This window comes from Moritella sp. 36, assembly GCF_018219415.1.
GTDB lineage: Bacteria > Pseudomonadota > Gammaproteobacteria > Enterobacterales > Moritellaceae > Moritella.
The window spans coordinates 2413763-2437825 of sequence record NZ_CP056120.1; the positions used below are offsets into that span (position 1 = coordinate 2413763).

Annotated in this window: 26 protein-coding genes; 10 read left to right on the forward strand and 16 right to left on the reverse strand. The window is 37.2% G+C overall.

Translation table 11 applies throughout. The annotated features are described in order from the left end of the window. Positions 1-40: 40 nt before the first annotated feature. Positions 41-1699 (forward strand): long-chain-fatty-acid--CoA ligase FadD, encoded by a 1659-nt coding sequence (fadD, locus tag HWV03_RS10895; RefSeq protein WP_211679753.1) that lies wholly within the window; start codon positions 41-43, stop codon positions 1697-1699. A gap of 108 nt (positions 1700-1807) precedes the next feature. Next, positions 1808-2938 (forward strand): ribonuclease D, encoded by a 1131-nt coding sequence (gene rnd / locus HWV03_RS10900; protein ID WP_211679755.1) that lies wholly within the window; start codon positions 1808-1810, stop codon positions 2936-2938. A 46-nt stretch (positions 2939-2984) separates the two neighbouring features. On the opposite strand, the gene minE is transcribed toward rnd, so the two are convergent. The 3 genes from minE to minC are packed head-to-tail and all read right to left on the reverse strand — an operon-like array spanning position 2985 to position 4793. Further along, entirely contained in the window at positions 2985-3251 is a 267-nt protein-coding gene (gene minE / locus HWV03_RS10905; protein ID WP_211679757.1) for a cell division topological specificity factor MinE, read from the reverse strand. Then, positions 3252-4061 (reverse strand): septum site-determining protein MinD, encoded by an 810-nt coding sequence (gene minD, locus HWV03_RS10910; RefSeq protein ID WP_211675478.1) that lies wholly within the window; start codon positions 4059-4061, stop codon positions 3252-3254. It lies immediately after the preceding gene. 15 nt (positions 4062-4076) lie between these two features. Further along, on the reverse strand, positions 4077-4793 hold the full coding sequence (gene minC, locus HWV03_RS10915; protein ID WP_211679759.1) for a septum site-determining protein MinC: 717 nt from the start codon (positions 4791-4793) through the stop codon (positions 4077-4079). Positions 4794-4921: 128 nt separating this feature from the next. Here minC and HWV03_RS10920 point away from each other — a divergent pair, with 128 nt between their 5' ends. Genes HWV03_RS10920 through HWV03_RS10940 form a run of 5 tightly spaced genes read left to right on the forward strand, consistent with a single transcriptional unit; the run spans position 4922 to position 7571 of the window. Next, positions 4922-5200, forward strand: coding sequence for a YcgL domain-containing protein (locus HWV03_RS10920; protein WP_211675480.1), 279 nt, complete (start codon positions 4922-4924; stop codon positions 5198-5200). A gap of 31 nt (positions 5201-5231) precedes the next feature. Further along, positions 5232-6194 (forward strand): lytic murein transglycosylase, encoded by a 963-nt coding sequence (locus HWV03_RS10925; RefSeq protein WP_211679761.1) that lies wholly within the window; start codon positions 5232-5234, stop codon positions 6192-6194. Between the two features lie 2 nt (positions 6195-6196). Next, entirely contained in the window at positions 6197-6868 is a 672-nt protein-coding gene (locus tag HWV03_RS10930) for a fumarylacetoacetate hydrolase family protein (protein WP_211679763.1), read from the forward strand. A gap of 11 nt (positions 6869-6879) precedes the next feature. Continuing rightward, complete coding sequence (locus HWV03_RS10935; protein WP_211675486.1) at positions 6880-7314, forward strand: YcgN family cysteine cluster protein; 435 nt, start codon at positions 6880-6882, stop codon at positions 7312-7314. Positions 7315-7328: 14 nt separating this feature from the next. Next, positions 7329-7571 carry a DUF2492 family protein gene (locus HWV03_RS10940; protein ID WP_211679765.1) on the forward strand — a complete coding sequence of 81 codons (243 nt, stop codon included), beginning with the start codon at positions 7329-7331 and terminating at the stop codon, positions 7569-7571. Between the two features lie 190 nt (positions 7572-7761). Here the strand turns inward: HWV03_RS10940 and radA are convergent, their stop codons facing one another. Further along, positions 7762-9156: a DNA repair protein RadA gene (radA, locus tag HWV03_RS10945; protein WP_211679767.1), complete on the reverse strand. Its 1395-nt coding sequence runs from the start codon at positions 9154-9156 to the stop codon at positions 7762-7764. An 83-nt stretch (positions 9157-9239) separates the two neighbouring features. After that, positions 9240-10466: a threonine/serine ThrE exporter family protein gene (locus HWV03_RS10950; protein ID WP_211679769.1), complete on the reverse strand. Its 1227-nt coding sequence runs from the start codon at positions 10464-10466 to the stop codon at positions 9240-9242. Positions 10467-10710: 244 nt separating this feature from the next. Between HWV03_RS10950 and HWV03_RS10955 the strand changes: the two genes are divergently transcribed. Continuing rightward, positions 10711-11439 (forward strand): phasin-related domain-containing protein, encoded by a 729-nt coding sequence (locus HWV03_RS10955; protein ID WP_211679772.1) that lies wholly within the window; start codon positions 10711-10713, stop codon positions 11437-11439. Positions 11440-11711: 272 nt separating this feature from the next. After that, positions 11712-12437: a Sir2 family NAD+-dependent deacetylase gene (gene cobB, locus HWV03_RS10960; RefSeq protein WP_211679774.1), complete on the forward strand. Its 726-nt coding sequence runs from the start codon at positions 11712-11714 to the stop codon at positions 12435-12437. A gap of 87 nt (positions 12438-12524) precedes the next feature. Here the strand turns inward: cobB and HWV03_RS10965 are convergent, their stop codons facing one another. The 4 genes from HWV03_RS10965 to potA form a co-directional block, all read right to left on the reverse strand. Then, complete coding sequence (locus HWV03_RS10965) at positions 12525-13559, reverse strand: extracellular solute-binding protein (RefSeq protein ID WP_211679786.1); 1035 nt, start codon at positions 13557-13559, stop codon at positions 12525-12527. 83 nt (positions 13560-13642) lie between these two features. Next, entirely contained in the window at positions 13643-14413 is a 771-nt protein-coding gene (gene potC, locus HWV03_RS10970) for a spermidine/putrescine ABC transporter permease PotC (RefSeq protein ID WP_211675498.1), read from the reverse strand. Continuing rightward, on the reverse strand, positions 14406-15263 hold the full coding sequence (gene potB, locus HWV03_RS10975; protein WP_211679789.1) for a spermidine/putrescine ABC transporter permease PotB: 858 nt from the start codon (positions 15261-15263) through the stop codon (positions 14406-14408). Before potB ends, potC begins: the two co-directional genes overlap by 8 nt. After that, a complete protein-coding gene (gene potA / locus HWV03_RS10980; protein ID WP_211679792.1) occupies positions 15256-16359 on the reverse strand; it encodes a spermidine/putrescine ABC transporter ATP-binding protein PotA in 1104 nt (367 codons plus the stop codon). Before potA ends, potB begins: the two co-directional genes overlap by 8 nt. 263 nt (positions 16360-16622) lie before the next feature. On the opposite strand from potA, the gene HWV03_RS10985 reads away from it, so the two are divergent. Further along, on the forward strand, positions 16623-17270 hold the full coding sequence (locus HWV03_RS10985) for a DUF2987 domain-containing protein (protein ID WP_211679794.1): 648 nt from the start codon (positions 16623-16625) through the stop codon (positions 17268-17270). 94 nt (positions 17271-17364) lie between these two features. Here HWV03_RS10985 and ttcA read toward each other — a convergent pair whose 3' ends face one another. The 7 genes from ttcA to HWV03_RS11020 form a co-directional block, all read right to left on the reverse strand. Further along, positions 17365-18294: a tRNA 2-thiocytidine(32) synthetase TtcA gene (gene ttcA, locus HWV03_RS10990; RefSeq protein WP_211679796.1), complete on the reverse strand. Its 930-nt coding sequence runs from the start codon at positions 18292-18294 to the stop codon at positions 17365-17367. A gap of 118 nt (positions 18295-18412) precedes the next feature. After that, positions 18413-19324, reverse strand: coding sequence for a universal stress protein UspE (uspE, locus tag HWV03_RS10995; protein WP_211679798.1), 912 nt, complete (start codon positions 19322-19324; stop codon positions 18413-18415). A 161-nt stretch (positions 19325-19485) separates the two neighbouring features. Then, positions 19486-20226, reverse strand: a complete 741-nt coding sequence (locus tag HWV03_RS11000) for an FNR family transcription factor (protein ID WP_211679800.1) — start codon at positions 20224-20226, stop codon at positions 19486-19488. 44 nt (positions 20227-20270) lie between these two features. After that, on the reverse strand, positions 20271-20960 hold the full coding sequence (locus HWV03_RS11005; RefSeq protein WP_211679802.1) for a sulfite exporter TauE/SafE family protein: 690 nt from the start codon (positions 20958-20960) through the stop codon (positions 20271-20273). Next, on the reverse strand, positions 20950-21141 hold the full coding sequence (gene ccoS / locus HWV03_RS11010; protein ID WP_211679805.1) for a cbb3-type cytochrome oxidase assembly protein CcoS: 192 nt from the start codon (positions 21139-21141) through the stop codon (positions 20950-20952). Before ccoS ends, HWV03_RS11005 begins: the two co-directional genes overlap by 11 nt. Continuing rightward, complete coding sequence (locus HWV03_RS11015; protein ID WP_211679808.1) at positions 21141-23534, reverse strand: heavy metal translocating P-type ATPase; 2394 nt, start codon at positions 23532-23534, stop codon at positions 21141-21143. Before HWV03_RS11015 ends, ccoS begins: the two co-directional genes overlap by 1 nt. Further along, on the reverse strand, positions 23534-24025 hold the full coding sequence (locus tag HWV03_RS11020) for a FixH family protein (protein WP_211679811.1): 492 nt from the start codon (positions 24023-24025) through the stop codon (positions 23534-23536). The genes HWV03_RS11015 and HWV03_RS11020 overlap by 1 nt, the downstream gene beginning before the upstream one ends. Positions 24026-24063 lie beyond the last annotated feature (38 nt).

Consider the following 24063-nt stretch of genomic DNA (forward strand, 5'->3'; position numbering starts at 1 on the left):
TTTTGTTAAATTAATAAGTTAAATAAAAAGGAGTGGTAAGGTGGAAAAGGTTTGGTTAAATAGATACCCGGAAAATGTCCCCGCAGAAATTGACTTTGGTTCATTTCGTTCTTTGAACGATATATTCGATCAAACAGTTCAACAATTTGGTAACAACCCTGCATATGTAAATATGGGTTGTTCATTAACTTATGGTGAAATCGAAGAAAAATCTCGTGCTTTTGCAGCTTACCTTCAAAACGAGCTTAAATTAAATAAAGGCGACCGTGTCGCGTTAATGATGCCAAACTTACTTCAATACCCAATTGCCTTATTTGGTGTATTGCGTGCGGGTTTGGTGATTGTTAATGTAAATCCTTTATATACACCGCGTGAATTAAAACATCAGTTAAACGATTCTGGTGCCAAAGCAATTGTTATTATCTCAAACTTTGCAAGCGTTTTGGAAAAGGTGATTAAAGACTCACCAGTTGAACATGTAATTTTGACGCAGTTGGGAGATCTGTTCTCACCTGTTAAAGGTACTATCACAAACTTAGTTGTTAAGTACGTGAAGAAAATGGTTCCTAAGTTCAACTTACCAAATGCGATCCCATTCAATCGTGTGTTGAATAAAGGTCGTTCAATGAAGTTTACCAAAGTTGAAACTGGCTTTGATGATATTGCCTTTCTTCAGTATACAGGTGGTACTACAGGTGTATCTAAAGGTGCAGTATTAACGCACAAAAATATGCTTGCAAATGTATTACAGGCAGAAGGTGCATACGGTAGTATTATTGACCGTGGAACTGAAACCGTTATTACAGCATTACCGCTATATCATGTATTTGCCTTAACAGTGAATGGTTTGTTGTTCTTCTTGAGTGGTGGTAAGAATATTCTTATTACAAACCCTCGCGATCTTCCTGCGTTAATTAAAGAAATTGACGACCATAAACCGACTGCAATTACTGGTGTAAATACCTTATTTAATGCGCTTGTTAATGATGAAACATTCGCAAAGATTGATTTTTCTGCATTGAAGCTTTCAGTCGGTGGCGGTATGGCTGTTCAACGTTCTGTTGCGGACAAATGGAAGAAGATAACTGGTAATCACTTACTTGAAGGTTATGGTTTAACTGAATGTTCACCACTTGTAACTGTAAATCCTTACGATCTGCATGAATACAATGGCTCAATCGGTTTACCTGTATCATCGACGGATGTTCGTATCATTGATGAAGACGGTGGCGTTTTAACAAAACCTGGCGCAGTTGGTGAGATGCAAGTTCGTGGTCCTCAAGTCATGCAGGGTTATTGGCAGCGTCCACAAGAGACAGCCGAAGTGATTACTGCCGATGGCTGGTTAAACACAGGTGATATCGCACGTATGGATGAAGATGGTTTCTTCTACATAGTTGACCGTAAAAAAGATATGATCCTTGTGTCAGGCTTTAACGTATTCCCTAACGAAATTGAAGACGTACTAACGTTAAATGACAACATTCTTGAAGCCGCTGCTATTGGTGTTCCTCATGAGTCATCAGGCGAAACAGTTAAAATCTTCGTTGTAAAGAAAGGTGAAATTTCGAAAGAAGAGATTGTTGCGCATTGTCGTGAGCACCTTACTGCGTATAAAATTCCTCGTATTATTGAATTCCGTGATGAATTACCTAAGAGTAACGTAGGTAAAATTTTACGCCGTGAATTACGCGATTAGTACTAGATCTAATTTAAAGTAATAAAACACTTATCATTGGTAATATATTTCGCTAAAATTAAGCCACTTTCTAAATTGTAAGAAAGTGGCTTTTTTTTGAGGTTATAAGTGGAATATATTTTAGTTGAAGATCAAATAACATTGCAGAAGATGATAGCTCAATGTGCGGAAGTTGAAATTTTAGCTATCGACACTGAATTTATCAGACAGCGTACTTATTACCCAATCTTAGGATTGTTTCAGTTATATAATGGTACTGAAACGTATTTAGTCGATCCACTCGCTATTGATGACCTTAGCGCATTATGGCAACTCCTCGATCGTCAACCTGTTGTTCTTCACGCTTGTTCTGAAGATCTTGATGTATTCATGACGGTTGCAAATAAATTTCCCGATTTTTTCCATGATACCCAAATTGCAGCTGCATTTTGTGGACTAGGTTCTTCTCTCGGTTTTGGAGGTTTAGTTTCTGAATTTCAAAATATCACGTTAGATAAAGGTGAGTCTCGTTCTAACTGGTTAGCACGTCCATTAACAGCTAAGCAGCTAAGTTATGCCGCTGCTGATGTGTATCATTTGCTGCCATGCTGGCATGAATTAAAATCCAAACTTGATGAACTAGGCTATTATGATTTTTATTTGCAAGAGTTAGATAATTTACGTCGCAGAAAAATGATCAATAAGAATCCTAAAACAGTCTATAAACAATTCAAAAATGCATCTTTTTTATCACCTCGTGAGCTTGCAATCTTACAAGCGCTGGGCGAGTGGCGTGAGAGCAATGCGGTTAACCGTGATATGGCTGTCAATTTTGTGGTTAAAGAAGCCCACCTTCTGGAAGTCGCGAAACAGCAGCCTAAATCATTACGAGATCTAAATAAGTTAGGGCTACTTCCTATCGAGATTAAGCGTCACGGTAAACAGATCATCGATCTTGTTAAACAAGCTCAAAGCCTTTCAGATGAAGAGTTGCCTGAACAGTTAACGCGAATTTCTGATTATCCGGGCTATAAAAAAATAGTACAAGGAATACGTAATAAGATTGCTATCGTTGCCGATAAAACGAATATTCCAGCAGAATTAATTGGCTCAAAGAAAATTATTAATGAATTATTAAACTGGGTCTGGAAATTGACAGAGGAGGAGCGTGCTATCGGTAGTAAGCCTGTGTTGTTAAGTGATTGGCGTGCAGAACTGATCGGTAATAACTTGTTTGAAGGTTTAATGGCTAATAAGTAATAAGTAATAGCAAGTGTACATGAATGTTGTACACTTGCTTAAATGCTTACTGGTCTTCAGATAGAGTCACGTTCAGTTCTAAAACTGAAAGATTGTTGTCTCTTTGGTCAAGTTGAACATTAACCTGATCTGATGTTACAGCTACATACTTTTTGATGACTTCAAGTATATCCAGTTTTAACTGTGGTAAATAATCTGGCGTGCTGTCACGTATGTTACGTTCATGTGCAACAATTATTTGTAAGCGGTCTTTCGCTAAATTAGCAGATGACACATCCGGTTTTGATGTGCGAAAATAATCAAGTAACGACATTTAACCTCCAAAAATTCTGCTTAAAAAGCCTTTCTTTTCTACGTCAAGAAAACGAAATTCGCGCTCTTCACCTAAAATTCTAGAAACAGTATCTGCATATGCTTGTCCTGCATCACTTTCTGTGTCAAGGATCACAGGTTGGCCACAGTTGGATGCTTTCAATACGGCTGCCGATTCAGGGATGACACCTGCAAGCGGTACGGCTAAAATTTCAGTGATGTTTTCAACACTTAACATATCACCACGTGCAACGCGTTCTGGTACGTAGCGAGTAATAAGCAAATGTTCTTTAATCGGTTCTAGACCTTGTTCGGCACGACGAGAGCGGCTTTGTAGCATACCGATAATACGGTCTGAATCGCGCACTGACGAGACTTCAGGGTTTGTGGTAATAACCGCGACATCTGCAAAGTATAATGCCATCATAGCGCCTGCTTCGATTCCTGCAGGTGAATCGCAAATAATGTAATCATGATTTTCAGCAAGTTGGTCTAATACTTTACCAACGCCTTCTTTTGTGAGTGCATCTTTATCACGTGTTTGCGAAGCGGGTAGAATATTCAGGTTCGCTACGCGTTTATCTTTAATTAAAGCTTGCGACAGGTTTGCTTCACCGTTGATTACATTAACAAAGTCATAAACCACACGGCGTTCACAGCCCATGATTAAGTCTAAATTACGTAAACCGATATCGAAATCGATAACAACAGTTCTTTTCCCTCGCATTGCTAATCCAGTTGCAATAGCGGCGCTTGTAGTCGTCTTACCTACACCACCTTTACCGGATGTTACGACAATAATCTCAGCCATTTTAATTCCTTGAATTTAATCGAACTTTGTAATTTCTAATTTGTTATTAATACAATTGATTTGCGCTCGAGCATTTAAAAATTCTGACTGCACGGCATCACTTAAAATATAAGTACCATTAATTGATAATAATTCTGGGTCTAATTTGTTACAAAAAATTTGTGCGCTACCGTCACCTTTAGCACCAGCTATTGCACGGCCACGTAATGCACCATATATATGAATTGAACCATCTGCAATAACTTCAGCACCTGCACTAATATTGCCCAAAACGGTTAAAGAAGCATCTTGAGCATAAATTTGTTGCCCAGATCGTATCTGCCCTTTATGAACTATGGTCTTAGTTACAGATTTTTCAACAATAACTGTCTGAATTTCTGGTTTTATTTTTGACGTTGATACAAATGTGCTTGTATTCTTTTTAGCTGTATTCGATATAACGGAAAGACCAGCCTCCCGAACACTTAGTTTTTGTTCCGCCGTTTTGCAACCCTCAATACCGACAAGATTCATCCCATTATTGGTGATGACATGTTCGATAGCTTGAAAGTCGATATCGTCGGCTAAGTTCGCCACGTTAACAACAACCGGTGCAGATTTAAAGAATGCAGGTGCTTGGCATACTTTGTCGGCAATAAAGGAATGAAGATTAGCCATTGCAGCATCATTCTCGATATGAATTACTGAAAGTGTAAAGCTAGTCCCTTTAAATTTTATTGACTGATCTGCCATCATTTTTCCCTGGTTGCTTAGTTTTCATGCCTGTTTTTGCATTTGTTGTTATAGCACTTAGATAATTCATTATGCCATGTTATATTTTACTTGCAAAATAGGCAAGTTCATAACTAAAGAGAAAAACAATGCTGTGTTCAATTTATAAAACTAATAAAAAAGAAGAGATGTATTTATTTATTTCCCGCCGTGACGATTTTAGCCAAGTTCCTGAAACTTTATTAGGTATGTTTGGTCAACCTAAGTTAGTTGTCACGATGAATTTGACTGAAACACGAAAGTTGCCATTTGCTGATACAAAGAAAGTATTAGATAACTTAACAACAACGGGCTTTTATTTACAGATGCCACCACCGCCTGTAAATCATTTAGATGAATATAAAAAATGGCGTGATGAAAACAAATAGCACGTCATTAAAGGGTACATAAGGAAATAAAATGAAATTAGCAGGACTAGTGTTATTAGCTTTAAGTTCAACATCTGTGTATGCCAAACCGACATTTGATGAATATTTATCGACCTTACGCACTGAATCCGAATTATTAGGCCTCAGTGAACAAACGATTAATGATGCATTTAGTACTATTAACTATAGAAAAAAAACAATCGTACATGACAAAGCGCAGCCAGAACGCAAAAAAATAACACTGGATGCGTATATACCTAGAGCTGTTCCTGAATGGAAAATAGCGAAGGCGCGTAAGTTATACGAAGAAAACAAAGAATTATTAGAAAGAATAGGAAAAGATTTTGGTGTTCAACCAAGATTTATTGTCGCGCTCTGGGGAGTTGAAACAAACTTTGGTAATTACACCGGAAACTTCTCAACATTGTCTGCACTTGCGACACTGGCCTATGATGGCAGACGTGAAACATTTTTCAAAAAAGAATTCTTCGCTGCATTAAAGATTATTGATGAAGGACACATTACGCCCGCTGATATGAAAGGGTCCTGGGCCGGTGCTATGGGGCAGGTTCAATTCATGCCATCTTCATTTAATGCGTATGCGGTTGATTATAACAAAGACGGCAAAAAGGATATTTGGAACAATACAGCCGATGCTTTGGCTTCTGCTGCAAACTACCTAAAACAAGCAAAGTGGGATGACACTTATACTTGGGGTAGACAAGTTCTGTTGCCTGATAATTATGATGCTCAAGTTTCTGGCCTTAAGTTAACAAAGAAATTAAATGAATGGCAGTCACTGGGCATACGAACTTATGAAGGGAATAACCTGCCTAAAGTGGATTTAGATGCATCTCTTATTATGCCTGACGGTGAAGATGGTCGTATTTATTTAGTCTATAACAACTACAAAAGCATTATGCGTTGGAATCGTTCTGATTATTTTGCTACTTCTGTTGCACACTTGTCTGATGCAATAAAATTCAAGGATTGAAAATGAGCTACTCCCTTTATCAGCATCAGAGCATCAGTGATAATACGTTAGACTTACCCACAGGTAAGGTTGTTTGTATCGGTCGAAACTACCTCGACCACATTCGTGAACTTGATAACGAAGTTCCCGAACAAGCATTATTGTTCATGAAACCCGCTACAGCACTTGTTAGTCTTGATGAGCCATTACTATTACCAGCAGGACTTGGTGAATGTCATAATGAACTTGAAGTCGCTTTATTGATAAATTCACCAATTCAACGTGGTGATGATATAAATATCACAGAAATGATATGGGGAGTAGGGCTTGGCCTTGATTTAACATTAAGGGACTTACAATCAAAGCTCAAAAACAAAGGACAGCCGTGGGAACGGGCTAAAGCCTTTGATTATTCATGCCCGATATCAAGATTTATTCCAATTAATGAATTTCATGATCTGAATCAGCTAGAATTTAGTTTAATCATTAATAATATAACTCGGCAGCAGGGCAGTACTGCTAAAATGATGCGTTCAATAGAGTCATTGCTCTCTGAAATTACGGACTGTTTTACACTGCTACCCGGTGATATTGTGCTCACAGGTACACCTGCAGGCGTCGGCGTGCTAAATAGCGGAGATAAACTTGCATTAACGCTAGCAAACCGTTATAAGTTCGGCTGCGAGATTATTTAGAGATTAATGAAATGGTAGAAAAATTTTGGCAGACTAAAACACTAGCTAAAATGTCTGATACAGAGTGGGAGTCACTTTGTGATGGTTGCGGAAAATGTTGTTTGCATAAGATTATCGAAGATGAAACGGATGAAATACATTTCACCAATGTTGCTTGTGAATTATTAAATACCAAATCATGTCGCTGTAAGAAGTACGAGAAACGTTTTAAGTATGTTTCAGATTGTTTTAAGGTGACATTAGATGATATAGATGCATTCCATTGGTTACCTGAAACTTGTGCTTACAAGCGTTTACTTGAAGGGAGTGATATTCCTGAATGGCACCCGCTAATTACAGGTAGTCAATCTGAGATGCATAAATTAGGTTATTCAATTCGTGGTAAAGCCGTTGCTGAATCACAAGCAGGTGACTTAGAAGACCATATCATAACGTTTAAACTGTAATTATTGAGGATAAGATGAGCGAATCTATTCATGGTAGAGAAATCGTAGCGCTATTAGCTGCGCAGTCACAGGGTATGAAAGAGGCTGAACTATTAAATCTTATAGGTAAGCAATTTCCTCAAGATTTATTTCATACATGCAAAATAAAAGGCATGGATAAAACACAAATACTAGCAAACATGATGACGAAAGGTCGCATTGTTGAGAGATACAATGTTTTAGTTGCTGAAACGAGTTGTGGGTGTAAAAACAAATAATGATTCAGGGGCTTTTTAGCCTCTGAATCTCTCAAAGTCAGAGAAAACATTATCGTTTTAAATAACTCTGGTAATGACTTAGACCATCATGCAGGAGTGTTTCTATATTCTAAATAAGCGCAGACTTTAATTTAACGCTACAACTTAAGTAATGCTATAACGTTAAATTATACAAAGTTGAACAGGGTAATTAATTAAGAGCTTCTAAAAGATCACCAATCTTCTCGATTTGTATTATCTTCGCACCATTATTTTCCATTGATTTGTGGTAATTTGCTTTCGGTATATAGATCACATCAAAACCGTGTTTAATTGCTTCGTTAACGCGCGGAACACCGCCATTAATGGGTCTAACTTCACCACTTAACGAGATTTCGCCCATAAAACAGTGTTTACGAGACATATCTTTATCGTTCAGAGAGCTAATTAATGATGCAGCAATGGCTAAGTCAGCGCTTGTATCTGTTTCAGGTAGCTTTAAACCACCAACTAAGTTGACATAAACATCATGGAACAGCTTAATTCGTCCATGTTTACGTAGCACTGCGGTAATCATTTTTAATCGATTAAAACTAAGACCAATACTCACGCGTTGTTGATTTTCTGCCTCACATTCAGAGACTAAACATTGTACTTCAAGTAATAAATTACGATTACCGTCACGAATACAAGTAATTGCAGAGCCTGCTACGTGCTCGTCGGCACCAGATAGGAACAACTTACTTGGATTATCGACAGAGAGCATACCTTTACTGTGCATTTGGAAGATACCGACTTGGTCTACATCACCAAAACGGTTTTTACTTGCACGTATTGTACGAATAATACTGTCGTTAACCTCAATATGGAGCAGGGTATCAACAATATGTTCGAGGGTTTTTGGACCCGCTAAGTCACTGCCTTTGGTTACGTGGCCAATAATGATAAGTGTAATACCATGCTGCTTGGCAAATCGGCTCAGTTCTTGAGCACAGCCTTTAACTTGGCTAACAGAACCGGCACTACCGTTACAATGTTCACTTTCTAAAGCTTGGATAGAGTCTATAATTAAAAATTTAACCTTAGCCTCTAAAGCCCGCTCCATAATGTTAGAGACAATGTATTCAGACATCAGTAACAAGTTTTCTTCTACAAAATCAATTTTCAAACGTTCTATGGCGCGACTTTTGAACTGTTCTAAGCTTTCTTCCGCAGTACAGTACATCGAAACCATCTGCTTGCTAATATTTGCAGAGAGCTGTGTCAATATCGTCGTTTTTCCGGCACCTGGATCGCCAGAAATCAGCACAATAGAGCCGACGGTTAGACCGTTACCTAGTACACGGTCTAATTCACCTATTTCTGTATCAATTTTATTTAATGCGACGTGTGATACTTCAGACATCTTTTTAACGGTATTGCCGAGTGTACCGGCATAACCACCTTGAGATGCTATTGCACGTTGTTGACTCGGTAATGTCGCTTCTTTGAATTCAGCTAATGTATTCCATGCTTTACAGGCATTACACTGGCCTTGCCAGCGAGGGAAGTTAGCGCCACATTCTGAACAGAGGAAACTTATTTTTGTTTTGGGAGTTTTGGCCATGATTTAACTATAAAAAAATACTCATGCCATAATAATAGCATGAGTGTCTGGATGTTTATACAGTTGTTTTTCGTTTGATAAAGTTACAAACTCTTTTTGGCTGGTAATACTGCGTTTGCTAAAATCATACCCGCAAGAATCGCAATAAAGATCATGAAAACAAAACCACTGTCATTAATATTATTTAATATTTCATGTCCTGAAATATAAGTATTTAATTCCATATAAGTTCTACTACCAGGAACTAACAATACAATACCTTGGATCAAGACTATTGATGCGGGTCTGTTTTTAATTATCGCATATATATTGCTAAATAAACCGACGGTGAAAGAACCGACGAAAGTACCTAAAGTGAAGCCTAAGTATTGGGCGGCAAAGGTACTAACAACATAAGCAATAAGACCTGCTGAAATCCCCCAAAGCATGTCAGATTTATGCACATTAAACGCAACGACAAGGCCTGTTGAAAGCGCAACTACGGCGACGTAGTTTTTCCAATCGGGTAACGAGTAACTCATATCAAGCATTAGCGGGTCAATTGTCCAAATGAGGTTCCCTAACGTGATACCAAGTAAAGCGCCGAAATAGAGTTTAAAAAGCAACATAATGGCATCAACCAGTTTAGAAGTACCTGAAACCAAATCTTTGTTTACGATCTCACTTAGCGCAACGGTAATGGCTAACCCTGGAATGAAAATAATAACGGATGATAATATGACAAATGGAACATTAATATTAACCTCGAGACTGGCGAAAAAACATGCCAACAGCGCGGAAATAAAAGGTGCGAAGAACTCTACAATTGAAGCAAGTCGTGACGAGTGCGCAGATAGTTTATATAAAATAAAGACAAGAAAAGAAAAGAAAAATGAGCTTACAATGTCTAAACTTGAATCAGACAGCAGCATTGCAAACGCGCCACCGGTCATACACCAACCAAGCGCTTCAGTTTTTACGCCATAAAAACCAGGTTGTTGCTTCGCTTCAATCAATAAATCGATAGCCTGGTCCAACGTAACTTCTGAATCTACAACTTTTTCGACAATCTCATCAATTGTTGCCAGTTTACCAAGGTCGTTACCCGCTGGTTTAACGCGTGCAATATGCGTATGTTGATCGTCTGGATTACTTGAAAATATGAATGTAAACGCTGTCGGAGTGACAAGAAAACTTGCTTCAATATTCCAGAACTTAGCTAAATTTATTAAATGATTTTCAATTCGATAACTTGTTGCACCACAACGATGTAATGCGAGCCCGAGTTTAATAATAAAATTTATTTGAAGCTTATATGTCTGACTGTGCATAGTTATATTCTGGGAGGTGCAAAAAGAGCTATATTTTAGTTCCATTTAAGTTAATTTGTTAGCTTAAATGTTGGTTATTTTTAATTTAATTGAAATTTGTTGGTGACTTGTTAAATTAAAAGTTGTTTGTAGTGTGAGAGACCACTTAAGTAACTTAAATTTTGGAATGTAACTTCTAATTTCCCTCGATAATATATAAATCATAAAGTTTATATTGTATTAGCGGCTTCAAAAAGGGTTTCTTATGTCGAAAGTAATTACTGCAGCAAAACAAGTATGGTCTGCAAAAGATCAAATCACACGTAATATCTGGTTAGCAGGTTTAGGTGCCTATGATAAAGGTTATGAATCAGCATCAAACACGGTAAGTAAAAGCCAATCAATCTTCGATGAATTAGTTGAGCGAGGCCGTAAGTTAGAAGCAGACACAACACAAACTCTTACATCTCAAAAAAATAAATTAACATCAGCAGGTCAATGCGCTACAGATTCGCTACAAGATAAAGTGCATAAGGCCGTCACAACTTTGACACATATTGATGTTAATACATTCGATAATATTATTGATAAAATTGATCAAATCGAAAAGGCACTTTCAGAAGCTAAAGCACAGCAGAATAAAGACGTAATCGTCGAAGTTGAAGCAATTAAAGACGTTGTTGAAAAAGTAGAAATTGCTGTAACGGGAAAAGTGGCGAGTGTGGCTGCCCAAGTCACCGCTGCAGTGGACACTGTCGCCGACGTTATTGCGCCAGCAACAAGTAATCCAGTTGTTGTACAAGCAAGTGAAAGCACTTCAAGTGTTGTCGCTCAAGTGACCACTGCGGTTGAAACTGTTGCTGACGTTATTGCGCCAGCAACAAGTAATCCAGTTGCAAAAGAAGCTGTTGCAACTGTTAAGCAATCGGTTAAGCAAGCGTCAAAAAAAGTACCAAACAAACGTGTTAAAAAAGCAGTCGCGAAAAAAAAATAATGTAGTGTAACTTATTGTGGTGGTAGGCAGGACTGCCACAATAAGATTTTATTATTTCAAGTATGCCAACCTCTGTAATCATATAGCTCCCTTATTTATATATGCCTTCCATATAGTTAGCACCGGTTTTTATCACATAATAGAGTCCAAATTATCCAACATTAATTCGTATCACATAACACAAATAAATTACCTAAAATAGGTATTTCATCGTGCGGCAAAGACGCAATAATGTTATGGTCAATATAAGATTTATTACAAAGAGAAGTTAAATGTTCGACAACTATAACAACATAGTGATCCTTACAGGTTCAGGTATTTCTGCTGAATCAGGTATTGAAACATTCCGTGCAAGTGATGGATTATGGGCTAAACATCACATAGATGATATTGCCACTCTAGATGGCTATCGTCGAGATCCTGAGTTAGTTTATAGTTTTTATAATCAACGATTTAACCAATTATCTTTGCCTAGCATTCAACCTAATGACGCACATATAGCATTAGCTGAGCTACAAAAAAGCTATTCTGGTAACGTTAGTATTATCACGCAAAATATAGATAATTTACATGAGCGTGGGGGGGCGGAGAATGTTATTCATATGCATGGCGAGTTAATCAAAGCACGTTGTGAAAAGACGCATAAATTATTCCCCTACAAGCAATTAAATAAGACACTAAAATGCCCGTGTTGCAAAGAAGCTGGTAACCTTCGCCCACATGTTGTCTGGTTTAATGAAATGCCTTTATTTATGAATGATATTTATAAAACATTAAGCACTGCAGACCTCTTTATTGCTATAGGTACATCAGGCTCGGTTTACCCTGCGGCTGATTTTGTTAATGAAGCACATAAAGCGTGTGCGCATACCATCGAAATAAATTTAGACTCTACGCATATCTCGGATAATTTTCAAGAGCACCGAATCGGTAAAGCAACTGATGAAGTGAGAGAGTTGGTTGATGAATTAATGGCGAGAGATAAACAGTTTTTTTAAATGATCAATTAAAATTGAACGCGACAAAAAGGTGCAAAATTATGCACCTTTTTATTATCTAGTATCAGTACTAAATCGCAGCTAACCTTACAGGTTTTGCGCTTTTAGCTTTTCGTAATAACGTTCGTAAATTATATTTGCTTCGCCAACATCTGAGTGGAACTCACCGTTTTCAATTGTTTCTGCATCAGGGAATACAATCTTGTTTTCAGTAAATTCTTTAGGTAGTAATTTTTTAGCTGCCTTATTAGGCGTTGGGTAACCAATCTCTAAAGCAACTTCAGCAGCAACTTCAGGGCGCAGTAAGAAGTCGATAAGCTTGTGTACGGCATCAACGTTCTTCGCATTCTTAGGAATTGCTAAGCTATCCATCCAAAATACAGCCCCTTCTTTTGGATATACCATGGTTATATCACTATCTTCTTGTTGCGCCATATAAGTGCTGCCGTTCCAAATCATACCAAACTCTACTTCGCCTGCGATATAAGGGTTAGCTGGTGTGTCAGAGTTAAATACAAGCACGTTAGGCATCAGTTTTTTTAATAATTCATATGCTTGTGCTAATTCTTCTTTGTCTTGTGTATTAGCCGAGTGACCTTGTATTTTTAATGCCATGTGGAAAATTTCACGAGCATCGTCAGTCAATAGTAATTGACCTTTCCATTTTGGGTCCCACAAGTCTTTCCAGCTTGTTACTGATGACAATTCAATATCTGCAGTGTTAACACCAATACCTGTAGCGCCCCAAATATATGGAATACTATAACGATTACCTAAATCGTATTCTTTGTTTAACAAAGACGGTTCTAGGTTACCAAAATTGGTTAGCTTCTTATGATTGATTTCTTGAAGCATGCCTTCTTTTTTCATTTTACTAATGAAGTAAGTTGACGGCACAACAAGATCATAACCGTTCTTATCATACGTTTTTAATTTAGCGTACATTGACTCATTAGATTCATACGTTGAATAAACGACTTTAATACCTGTTTCTTCAGTGAAACGAGCTAATAAGCCTGGCGGGATATATTCTGACCAGTTATAAAAATTAATGGTCGTTGCGTAAGCTGAGCTACTAAAAAGTAGGGCAGCGGCTATACACTTTACGGTTGATTTAAACATAGTAATTTGACTTCTTCTTTTTATTTAATAGTAAACAACAGCAGCACAAGGCTGCATAACAAGTAAAAGCGATGCTAGTGAATCTACTTTTCACCTTTATTAATAAGGGCTGCGGCAATAACAAACGAAATCGATATTAAAATCATAACAGTAGCTAGTGCATTAACCTCTGGCGAAACGCCAACTTTAACCATTGAATATATCTTCAATGGGAGTACTTCGAAACTAGGGCCTGTCACGAACGAGCTCACTATTACATCATCAAGCGATAAGGTAAATGATAATAGCCAACTCGCAATAATTGCCGGTTTAGCAATGGGTAAAATAATACGTTTAAAGATTGTTGCTTCGCTTGCGCCTAAATCTTTACCAGCTTCTAATATCGCGTTATCAAAATTACTTAAACGACTGTAAACCGTGATGACAACAAACGGGATGCAAAAGGTTATGTGAGCGATAAGTAAGGTAACAAAGCCAAGATCTAAACCAAGTATAATGAATAAAGATAATAATGAAATCGCCATCACAATATCGGGAGACATCATCACAACAAAGAGTAGCCCAGATATAAACTTTTTACCTTTAAACTTATGCTTAAATAAAGCGACAGCGCCCAATGTACCTATAACGACGGCAATTGATGATGCAAAAACAGCAATTGTTATCGAGTTAAATGCCGCTTGGAGTAATGTATCGTTACTCCAAAGTAGTTCATACCACTTTGTTGTCAATCCTTTCCACTTTAAGCCGTATTTAGAGGCATTAAACGAATTTCCGATTAAAATAAAGATGGGTGTATACAAGTATATATATACTAATAGCAACAAGACTTTGGATATATGACGTTTAAGCATTGTTACCTCTGTTTTTAATCGATTTACCTACCTTGTAATAGAAAAATAGTAAGCCCGCCATGAACACTGTTAATGTGATACTTGCGGCAGAACCAAACGGCCAATCTCGAATATTCAAAAATTGTGTTTTGATCGTATTACCGATCAGTAAGTTTTTAGCTCCCCCGACCAGGTCTGCAATATAAAACATCCCCATAGCAGGTAAAAATACTAATAACATACCAGCGATAATCCCCGGCATAGTCAAAGGTAATTCAACTTTTAAAAAAGTAATAAACTTAGAAGCACCAAGATCTTTCGCTGCTTCAATCAAGCTTTTATCTATTTTTTCAATACTCGAATACAAAGGTAAAATCATAAATGGCAGTAATATATAGACCAAAGCAAAAATGACGGCAAATTCGGTGTACATCAGCTTTAATGGCTTATCAATGAGATGTAAATTGAGTAATAAAGCGTTAAGTAGACCTTTTTTAGCTAATAAGATCTTAATTCCGTATGTTCTAATTAATGAATTGGTCCAAAACGGGACAATAATTAGGAATAACAACACAGGTCGTACTTTTTTAGGTAACTGGGCTATCGTATAAGCAAAAGGGTAGCCAATAATTAAGCAGACAAATGTTGCTATACTCGCCATATATACTGAATGACTTAATACCTTAAAGTACAAGGGATCAAATAAACGCACATAGTTGTCTAACGTAAAAGTTAAGCTTATTAAGTTTGCATCATCACGTGTTAAGAAACTGGTGACGATAATCATCAAATTAGGCACTAAAACGAAGACACTTAGCCAAACAAGTAAAAGTCCAATAGAGAAACGCTTAAAAAGCGACGAATTAATCATTTTTTAAGATAACCTCCCAGCTTTCTACCCATGAAACAGCCACTTTTTGTCCTAGGCTATGGTCAAAATCGGGATCATCTTCGTCAAAGAATTCACTGATTTGTACTCTTTCACCTGAATCTAAGCGGATAACCGAATCTAGCGTCATCCCTTTGTAATTTCGTTCGATAATATGGCCAGTAATCTGTGCAGACGTAGCTTTAGCGTCTATTTCTTTAATTCTTAAATCTTCTGGTCGTAATAAAATATTGACTTGTTGATCGAGTTGTAGCGATAGCGCTGTTGAAATCGTATACTGACAGCCATGTACATTGGCAATGTATTTATCTTCGCCTAGGCATGATTCAATAACACCAGGGAAGATATTAATTTCACCAATAAACTTAGCCACGAATAAGTTAATCGGCGTTTCATAAATTTCTCGTGGTGTACCGATCTGTTCAACGTTACCCTTGTTCATTACAATAATACGATCAGACATTGTTAATGCTTCTTCTTGATCGTGTGTAACGAATATAAAAGTAATATTTAATTTTCGTTGTAACATTTTAAGCTCGTTCTGCATTTCTTTACGCAGCTTATAATCTAATGCGCTTAACGATTCATCCAATAACAGCACTTTTGGCTGGTTAATCACAGCGCGTGCAATTGCCACACGTTGCTGTTGACCACCTGAAAGTTGAGCTGGTTTGCGATCTTTAAAGTCGGTTAGCTTTACGACGGCTAGAATATCTTTAACACGCTGTTTGATTTCTGATTCCGCAATATTTTTCATACGCAAACCAAAGGCTACATTTTCAAACACTGTCATGTGTGGGAACAGTGCATAGCCTTGAAACACGGTATTGGTATTACGCTTTTCTGCCGGGACATCTGTGATACATGTATTTTCAAGGTATACATCACCGCTATCAAGCGTTTCTAATCCAGCAAGCACACGCAATGCAGTTGTTTTGCCACAGCCAGAAGGGCCTAAAATTGTGACAAATTCACCATCATAAATATCTAATGTTAAGTCATTAATAATAAGTTTGTTATCAAATGACTTTTTTGCGTTAGCAAGTCTAATGATTGAGTTTTGATTTTTATTAAGCATCAATAAACCTAAATGATAAGAGGTCCATCTAATCGAGTAAGATGAACAATTTGCCTGAATTCTAATGCTATAGTTCACAGAAATGAAGCATAAATTTGAACTTCAATAAAAATAATGCATTTAAAACATATTCAGGTCATTTTTAAAACTTTAAAAGTAATAAAGTCGGAATATGTGCTCTAATTTATGACTTATTTTAGGTATAATCAGCGATAGAATAATACCTCTTACTTTTACTTACTAATTTATTAAGGAACCAGATCATGTTTAATAACCATTTCATCAAAGTGGTGCTTCTTTCAAGTCTCCTTGTCCCTTCTTTAAGCGCCCAAGAATTAGTCGTTGGTTATGATGGTTTTTATAACAGAATAAAAAATAGTAAAAAAGAACAGTACGTTAATACAAAAATTGGTGTTTTCCTTAATAATAGTCAGACAGGTAAACATTGTCAGATCGAAAATGCATTTATTAATTTCGAAGGCGCGATCACTGATGTTGAAGTTGGAACTGACTCTGAGCTGCTGCTTCCTTTCGATAAAGATTTACGTGATAATAAAGCAAAAGTGCACGTGAATGTGACTGATATAGCGTCATGTGACCTTGCTTTCCAAATTATGGCTGCAGAAAATAACAGTGTTGAATATTCAACTTTATCCTTAGTGAAGCAAATTGAAGAGTTCGATCTGTTTTTAGGAAATATGGCTGGTTACTTTGGTCGGATGAATTTACCTGCAACTATAGGCGTACAATTTATTTTTGATGAACCTGTCGACGCTTATACCACCAGCGGAAATTTATTTAAAAGTGGTCAACAAATTTCGTTATCTCAGGATGAAATTATTCGCGATAAAATTGCGGGAATAAAATTCAGTAAACAACCATTACGTATCGTACCGCTAACCGAAATTTGATTGGCTCTGAATCAGAGAATTAAATAAGTAAACATTAGATAAAAAAAAGCACTGCGATAATGCAGTGCTTTTTTATTTCTAAAATTGTAAACGTTTATAATTCCAGAACAGTAATGGCGTCGTTTGGATCAAAATTTTCTACACCTGTTTTAGATCTTTCAACAGGAACCATTTCAATTTCATTATCAAACGCTGTATCGAGTTCAGTTAACTCATCAGCGCGCTCTAAATCCATATTTACAAAATCAAACGCGTTGGTGTCTGCAAGATGGCTTGGCACTATGTTGCGAATGGCATTAAAGCAATTATTCACACGACCAGGGTTTGCTTCATCCCACTGTGCTAGCATTGCTTTAACCGCTTGGCGTTGTAAATTTTCTTGTGAACCACATAGATTACAAGGAATAATAGGGAATGCTTTAAAGGCTGAGTAAGCTTTAATATCTGCTTCGCGGCAATATGCAAGTGGGCGGATAACAATATTACGCTTATCGTCAGAAATTAGTTTTGGTGGCATTGTTTTCATTTTAGCACCATGAAACATATTCAAGAATAATGTTTCAACGATATCATCAGCATGATGGCCAAGTGCAAGTTTGGTTGCACGAAGTTCTACCGCTGCATTATACAAAATACCACGACGTAAACGAGAACAAAGGCTACACGTTGTTTTGCCCTCTGGAATCTTATCTTTAACGATACTGTAAGTATCTTTCTGGACAATTTTGTATTCAATGCCAAGATTGTCAAGGTAGCGTGGAAGAATATCTTCAGGGAAACCCGGCTGTTTTTGATCTAAGTTAACCGCAATTATATCGAAACTAATCGGTGCAGCTGCTTGTAATTGAATTAAAATGTCAAGCATTGTAAAACTATCTGCACCACCAGACAAGCAAACCATGACTCTGTCACCATCTTCAATCATATTATAATCTACGATTGCTTTACCTGTTTCATGGCGCAGTTTTTTTTGCAGTTTAGCAAATTGCTTTTTTTCTAAAGCGGTAAGGTTTTCAGGATTCATTGGGACACTCAGGGTAAATATTGCTGTAAGCAGCGCAGTATACCCAAGCAAGCCGGAAAAGCAAGTTCCAGAGCAAGGGCAGAGTGTTACCGTAAGATTTCACATTAGAAATTGACAGTTATTTTAACGCTAGAAGGTCACAGTTAATTGAATCAATCACCATCTCAGCCGTATTCCCGATTAAAAATGCAGAAAGACCATTACGAGTCGGTGCACCTAGTATGACTAATTCGGCATCTACTGCTTGAACAACGTCAACAATCACGTCTTCGGGTGCTCCTGATTGAATATGAACATTTTCTTTGGCAATATCAAACTTAGCTGCGTGGATATACATCGAATTTTTATGATGGTCTTCAATCTCTTGATTATATGCAACCGCATCAAAATTAGGGATTTCTATCGATATATGTTCAGGTGTGCTTGGATAAGCATTTGCTAAATGTATATTTGCATTAAGTAACTCTTTTAGCTGTATCGCTTCTTGCGTGATACGCTCATTAATGGAGTTATCATCTTCTGAGCTGAGGCTCGTTGTTTCAAGCACTTGAATAGCGGCAACAATATTACCACCAATCGGCCATTCATGATCTTTGACAAGTAATACTGGGCATTGACTTTTACGCAACAGATGCCAATCAGTTGGTGTAAACATAACTGCACTTAGCTTATTATGATCGTGTGTACTTTTTACAATCAAATCGTGATTATTGAGTTTAGCTTCTTCTAAGATTGATTCGAAAGGACGCTTATGCCAAATAAGCTTTAACTTTAAATCTATACCGGAATAATCTTGTTTTAATTGCTGTGTAAATGATTTTTTTTCTTCAGCAACAATAGCATCTTGCATTGACTGACGTTCATCACTCGAAAATAGAGACGTTAGTTCATAAGAAAGGTCATAGATAACAAGAAGAAGGGTAATTGATACATTATCTTGTTGAGATGCAAGATACAGCGCACGGGATAATGCGATTTGTGGCGTATTAACGGGATCTGCAACCACTAGAATATTTTTATATTTATTCATAAGGCACCTTCATCACAAATTGAATGTAGAGTAAGTATATGTTTCTTATATCGATTATACACAATCAACAATTTTACTTATTTAACTATATCTCAATTTGTGATAGATGCCATAAATGTACTGCATTTTATGGGCTATAAGTTAAGCGCTGTGAATTAAGACTATTTTTTACCAGCGAGTAAAGCTAAACCCTCACGATCTAAGATAGTGATGTATTTTCCTTTAACTTCAATCATTTTACTTATTTGGAAGCGACCAAGTAGGCGGCTGATGGTTTCAACCGTAAGCCCTAAATAATTACCAATATCACCACGTGTCATGGTCAATCGGAATTCTTTAGGCGAAAATCCACGCTCAGAGAAACGCGCTGAAAGGTTATTTAAAAAAGCGGCAAGACGTTGTTCAGCGTTCTTTTTACTTAATAAAAGAATCATTTCTTGATCAGCGGCAATTTCGCCACTCATTAAGCGCATTATTTGGCGACGTAACATCGGCATTTTGCCAATTAAGTCATCAAGGGTGTCAAAAGGTATTTCACAAACCATAGACGTTTCTAATGCTTGAGAAAAACTTGGGTGAATACCAGAGCTCAATGCATCAAAACCGATTAAGTCTCCAGCGAGATGGAAACCTGTAATTTGCTCATCACCTTGTTCTGTAATTGTATATGATTTTACAGATCCTGAACGGATAGCGTAAAGTGATTTAATTTTATCACCGGCTTTAAAAATTTCATCGTGTTTTTGAAAAGGTTTTTTGCGTTCAATAATTTGGTCGAGAGAATCTAGCTCCGAATCATTCAAAGAATATGGTATGCAAAGTTGGCTAATGCTGCAGTTTTGACAGTGGATTTCACACTTTGAAGTCGCAACTCGTGTTGGGATCTTGTTATCTAGGGCCATAATTCCAATAAACTCTTTTGATATATGTCAATATTGTAGCAAAATTAAATGCCAGAAGCACTTAATTGTACTAATGCTATATAAATAATATGTAAACCGAATAAAACGAGTAATAAACCGCTCATTTTTTTGAACTTTGCGTTTTGTATTAAGCTGTTAAATTTACTCGACAAACTTCCAACTAAAAACATAATGGGGAAAGTTCCCAGCCCGAAAGAAAACATAGTTAATGCAGATTCTAATGCGGACCCACTTGATAAAGCTAAAGTTAGCGCTGAATAAACTAAGCCACACGGTAACCAACCCCATAAAAATCCGAGCGGGAAGGCGTGATAAGGTGTTTTTAATGGCAAAAATTGGCGAGCCAGAGGCTGAATATATCGCCAGACTAAACGACCCACTTTTTCAAGTTGGAGAATCGCTGAATTGAGTTGCGCAATATATAACCCAATCAATATTAACGTAATACCAGAAACAAAGCGTAAAATCACTAATAAGTCATAGCCAGCACCAAAATTCAAACCAATTTGTGCAGTATAACCGACAATTAGGCCTATTAGCGTGTAGCTAGAGATCCGTCCTAGATTATAAAATAGTGGGGCGAGTGATGCAGTTTGAGGTGATGATTGCGTGTTTGCATGTGCGATTGCGCCAGAAATACCGCCACACATCGCAATACAATGACCAGCCCCTAAGATACCAATCATAAAAGCAGCGAAAAAACTAGTTATCATGTTTGACAACTGGTTTAGTAACCGGTGATTCGTTGTTATTATTATCTTCGTCAAACAAGATATTACTGCCTTCACGTTCTAAATCTTCAAATTGGTCTGACTTAACTGCCCAAAAAAAGATACCTACAGCGATTGCAACAAAAATTATCGCAATCGGGATTAACATAAAAATAATTTCCATTACTTTAACAGCCTTAATGAATTACCAATAACGAGCAGTGAGCTGAGTGACATTCCAATTACCGCAATATACGGAGGAACGCTTCCTGACATTGCCAACGGTAAAATTAATGAATTATAGCCAAGCGCCCACATTAAGTTTTGTTTTATTATTTTATATGTTTTTGTCGCAGTAGCCAGCATATATTTCATCGCAATGAAATCAGTAGTTAATAACACCACATCTGCACTGTTTTTCGCAAGATCAGAGCCTTCACCCATTGCAACTGATACAGTCGCAGCACTGAGGACTGGCGCATCGTTAACCCCATCGCCAACCATTAGCATTAATTTTCCTTGTGCTTGTTGTTGATTGATGTAGGCAAGTTTACTTTCTGGTGATTGGCTGGTTTTTATATTTGTTATTGCCAAACCGTCGATCACTTTATTCGTGTTGTTTTCTGTATCGCCAGTAAGCAGGGTCACGTCTAAGCCAGTATTGGCAATATAATCCAATGTGGTTGAAACGTTCTCTCGCATTTCATCTTGAATATAAAAACGTGCAATTAACTGATTATTTTTAATTAAATAAACAACAATTTCTTTACCATCTGATGTTGAACTTGTTTGCTGTGTAAAGGCAGAAGAACCTATTTTGTAAGTATTCTCGCCAAGTGTTCCCGTAATACCTAAACCAATATGATTTTGTGTTGTATCAAATTGAATTATTTCTATATTCGATTTAAACGCAGATGCTATCGGGTGTGTTGAGTGTTGCTCTAAAGACGTTGCTATGCGTAATAATTCATTTTCTTGTAATTCACTGTCCGATTTAATACTCGTTAGCGAGAATGAACCTTTTGTTAACGTTCCTGTTTTATCGAATGCGATTTCATCAACTTTAGTTAGCGATTCAAGCACGTGTTCTTTACGAATTAAAATACCACGTTGAGATAAGAAGCTGGTTGCACAGGTTAGTGCCGTTGGCGTTGCCAATGATAAAGCACAAGGGCAGGTTGCTACAAGAACAGACAAGGTGACCCAAAACGCTTTCTCAGGTTCATAACCCAACCAGAAAAGGTAAGTACTTGCGGATATGACCAATAGCGCGAGAACAAAATAACGTGATATTTTATCAGCCAAGATTGAAATCTGAGGTTTTGATGACTGCGCTGTATTCTGTAAGCGGATAATTTCTGAAATCAAATTGTGCTTGTGTGTTTTAGTAACGCATACCTTAATTGTTTGTTCAACATTAAGACTACCTGTGTACACACCACAATCAACCGATTTTGTAATAGGTAAGAACTCACCAGTTAGCATTGATTCATCTACACTTGTTTCACCTGCTACAATGGTGCCATCACAAGGGATCACTTCGCCGATTTTGACAATGACGAGATCGTTGATTTCAAGCTGTTTTGTAGGAATTAGTTTTTCAGTTTTATCTTTATTAACACGCAATGCCATATTTGGAATAAGCTTTGCCATGTTTGCACTCAGTTCGGACGTTTTCTTTCTGGCTCTTAGTTCTAGATAACGACCAAATAATAAGAAGAAAGTGAACATTGAAATAGATTCAAAGTAAACTTCGCCTGTTCCAGTCATGGTTGCATAAGCAGAGGCTGAATAAGCGCCAAGTAATGCGATTGAAACAGGTACGTCCATACCCAGCGTTCTGGTACGTAAATTACGTAAGGCATTAGAATAAAAAGGCTGCGCGGAATAAAGTAATACAGGCGTTGCAACAATCAAACTTACCCATCGGAAAAGTTGGCGATACATCTCTTCCATATCACCGAACCAAGTAGAGTAGAGCGCTACTGCAAACATCATTACTTGCATTGTTGCTAACCCAGCTAACCCTAATCGTCTGAAATAAGATTTAAGTTGCTTGTTGTACATCAATTCATGTTGGTCTGCTTGAAAAGGCGATGCACTATAACCTAAATTGCTGATTCGTTTTAAAATATCACTTAACTTTATTTCTTCATCAACCCACTTGAGCGTAATGCGATTACTTGTCGCGTTGACGTTGATGAAGTGAATACCTTGGGTATTACGTAAACTTTTTTCAATTAACCAAGCACAAGCGGCACAGGTTAATCCTTCAACGGTGAGGGTGATTTCTTTTATTTCACCGTCTTGATAAACAAACTCATCTTGAATTTCATTATCATCGTATATTTCTAATCGTAATAACTCATCCGGTACTAATTGCTTTGCTGTGGGAGATAAATCAGTTCTGTGTTCATAATATGAGCTTAAGCCTGAACCGACAATCATTTCAGCGACAGACATACAACCTGGGCAACACATTTCACGTTCTTCAGGTGCGATATACACTTTATATTTATTTTTATCTGCAGTTAAAACATCTTCGCCACAGTGATAACAATTAGTACCGTTTGACATTAATCTTGCTCGCCGTCTAACTTAATTACAGAAGTATTTGGATATTGAACGTATTCTTGAACACGCCATGTATGATCAAAAGACTCTGCACGCACACGCCATTTTCCTTGTAGCATATCTTTTGGTATTTCTACACGGTAACTCCCGTCAGCCGCTGCTGTAGCTAACATTGAAATATCATGTTTTGCCAACGTTACGTGGAAAAATGAAATGTTAAGCGCTTCGTTCTCTGTCATATCACCTGTGGCAGGTGTGAACACAGCAAAGCCGTTGTCGAATTTTAAATTGAATGTAATATTTCGAGCTAACGCTTCATGGTATTTAGTTAAGTCTTGGTTAATTTTTTTACCATCTTTATAGTAATCTTCAGAAACCATGTTTGGCTGGTTATGTTGAAAAACAATAAATGTCGAAGTACCAGCAACCACAGACAAAAAAGGAAAGAAAAAAACGAACCAGAACCAAGGTTCTTTATACCAATAAGATTTCATTGTGAACTCCAAAAAGGGAAAAGCGAAATTTAACAAAG

Coding starts and splice junctions, on each gene's coding strand:
- minE (WP_211679757.1), bottom strand. CDS start 3,251: ATGTCGTTACTTGATTATTTTCGCACATCAAAACCGGATGTGTCATCT.
- minD (WP_211675478.1), bottom strand. CDS start 4,061: ATGGCTGAGATTATTGTCGTAACATCCGGTAAAGGTGGTGTAGGTAAG.
- minC (WP_211679759.1), bottom strand. CDS start 4,793: ATGGCAGATCAGTCAATAAAATTTAAAGGGACTAGCTTTACACTTTCA.
- HWV03_RS10920 (WP_211675480.1), top strand. CDS start 4,922: ATGCTGTGTTCAATTTATAAAACTAATAAAAAAGAAGAGATGTATTTA.
- HWV03_RS10925 (WP_211679761.1), top strand. CDS start 5,232: ATGAAATTAGCAGGACTAGTGTTATTAGCTTTAAGTTCAACATCTGTG.
- HWV03_RS10930 (WP_211679763.1), top strand. CDS start 6,197: ATGAGCTACTCCCTTTATCAGCATCAGAGCATCAGTGATAATACGTTA.
- HWV03_RS10935 (WP_211675486.1), top strand. CDS start 6,880: ATGGTAGAAAAATTTTGGCAGACTAAAACACTAGCTAAAATGTCTGAT.
- HWV03_RS10940 (WP_211679765.1), top strand. CDS start 7,329: ATGAGCGAATCTATTCATGGTAGAGAAATCGTAGCGCTATTAGCTGCG.
- radA (WP_211679767.1), bottom strand. CDS start 9,156: ATGGCCAAAACTCCCAAAACAAAAATAAGTTTCCTCTGTTCAGAATGT.
- HWV03_RS10950 (WP_211679769.1), bottom strand. CDS start 10,466: ATGCACAGTCAGACATATAAGCTTCAAATAAATTTTATTATTAAACTC.
- HWV03_RS10955 (WP_211679772.1), top strand. CDS start 10,711: ATGTCGAAAGTAATTACTGCAGCAAAACAAGTATGGTCTGCAAAAGAT.
- cobB (WP_211679774.1), top strand. CDS start 11,712: ATGTTCGACAACTATAACAACATAGTGATCCTTACAGGTTCAGGTATT.
- HWV03_RS10965 (WP_211679786.1), bottom strand. CDS start 13,559: ATGTTTAAATCAACCGTAAAGTGTATAGCCGCTGCCCTACTTTTTAGT.
- potC (WP_211675498.1), bottom strand. CDS start 14,413: ATGCTTAAACGTCATATATCCAAAGTCTTGTTGCTATTAGTATATATA.
- potB (WP_211679789.1), bottom strand. CDS start 15,263: ATGATTAATTCGTCGCTTTTTAAGCGTTTCTCTATTGGACTTTTACTT.
- potA (WP_211679792.1), bottom strand. CDS start 16,359: ATGCTTAATAAAAATCAAAACTCAATCATTAGACTTGCTAACGCAAAA.
- HWV03_RS10985 (WP_211679794.1), top strand. CDS start 16,623: ATGTTTAATAACCATTTCATCAAAGTGGTGCTTCTTTCAAGTCTCCTT.
- ttcA (WP_211679796.1), bottom strand. CDS start 18,294: ATGAATCCTGAAAACCTTACCGCTTTAGAAAAAAAGCAATTTGCTAAA.
- uspE (WP_211679798.1), bottom strand. CDS start 19,324: ATGAATAAATATAAAAATATTCTAGTGGTTGCAGATCCCGTTAATACG.
- HWV03_RS11000 (WP_211679800.1), bottom strand. CDS start 20,226: ATGGCCCTAGATAACAAGATCCCAACACGAGTTGCGACTTCAAAGTGT.
- HWV03_RS11005 (WP_211679802.1), bottom strand. CDS start 20,960: ATGATAACTAGTTTTTTCGCTGCTTTTATGATTGGTATCTTAGGGGCT.
- ccoS (WP_211679805.1), bottom strand. CDS start 21,141: ATGGAAATTATTTTTATGTTAATCCCGATTGCGATAATTTTTGTTGCA.
- HWV03_RS11015 (WP_211679808.1), bottom strand. CDS start 23,534: ATGTCAAACGGTACTAATTGTTATCACTGTGGCGAAGATGTTTTAACT.
- HWV03_RS11020 (WP_211679811.1), bottom strand. CDS start 24,025: ATGAAATCTTATTGGTATAAAGAACCTTGGTTCTGGTTCGTTTTTTTC.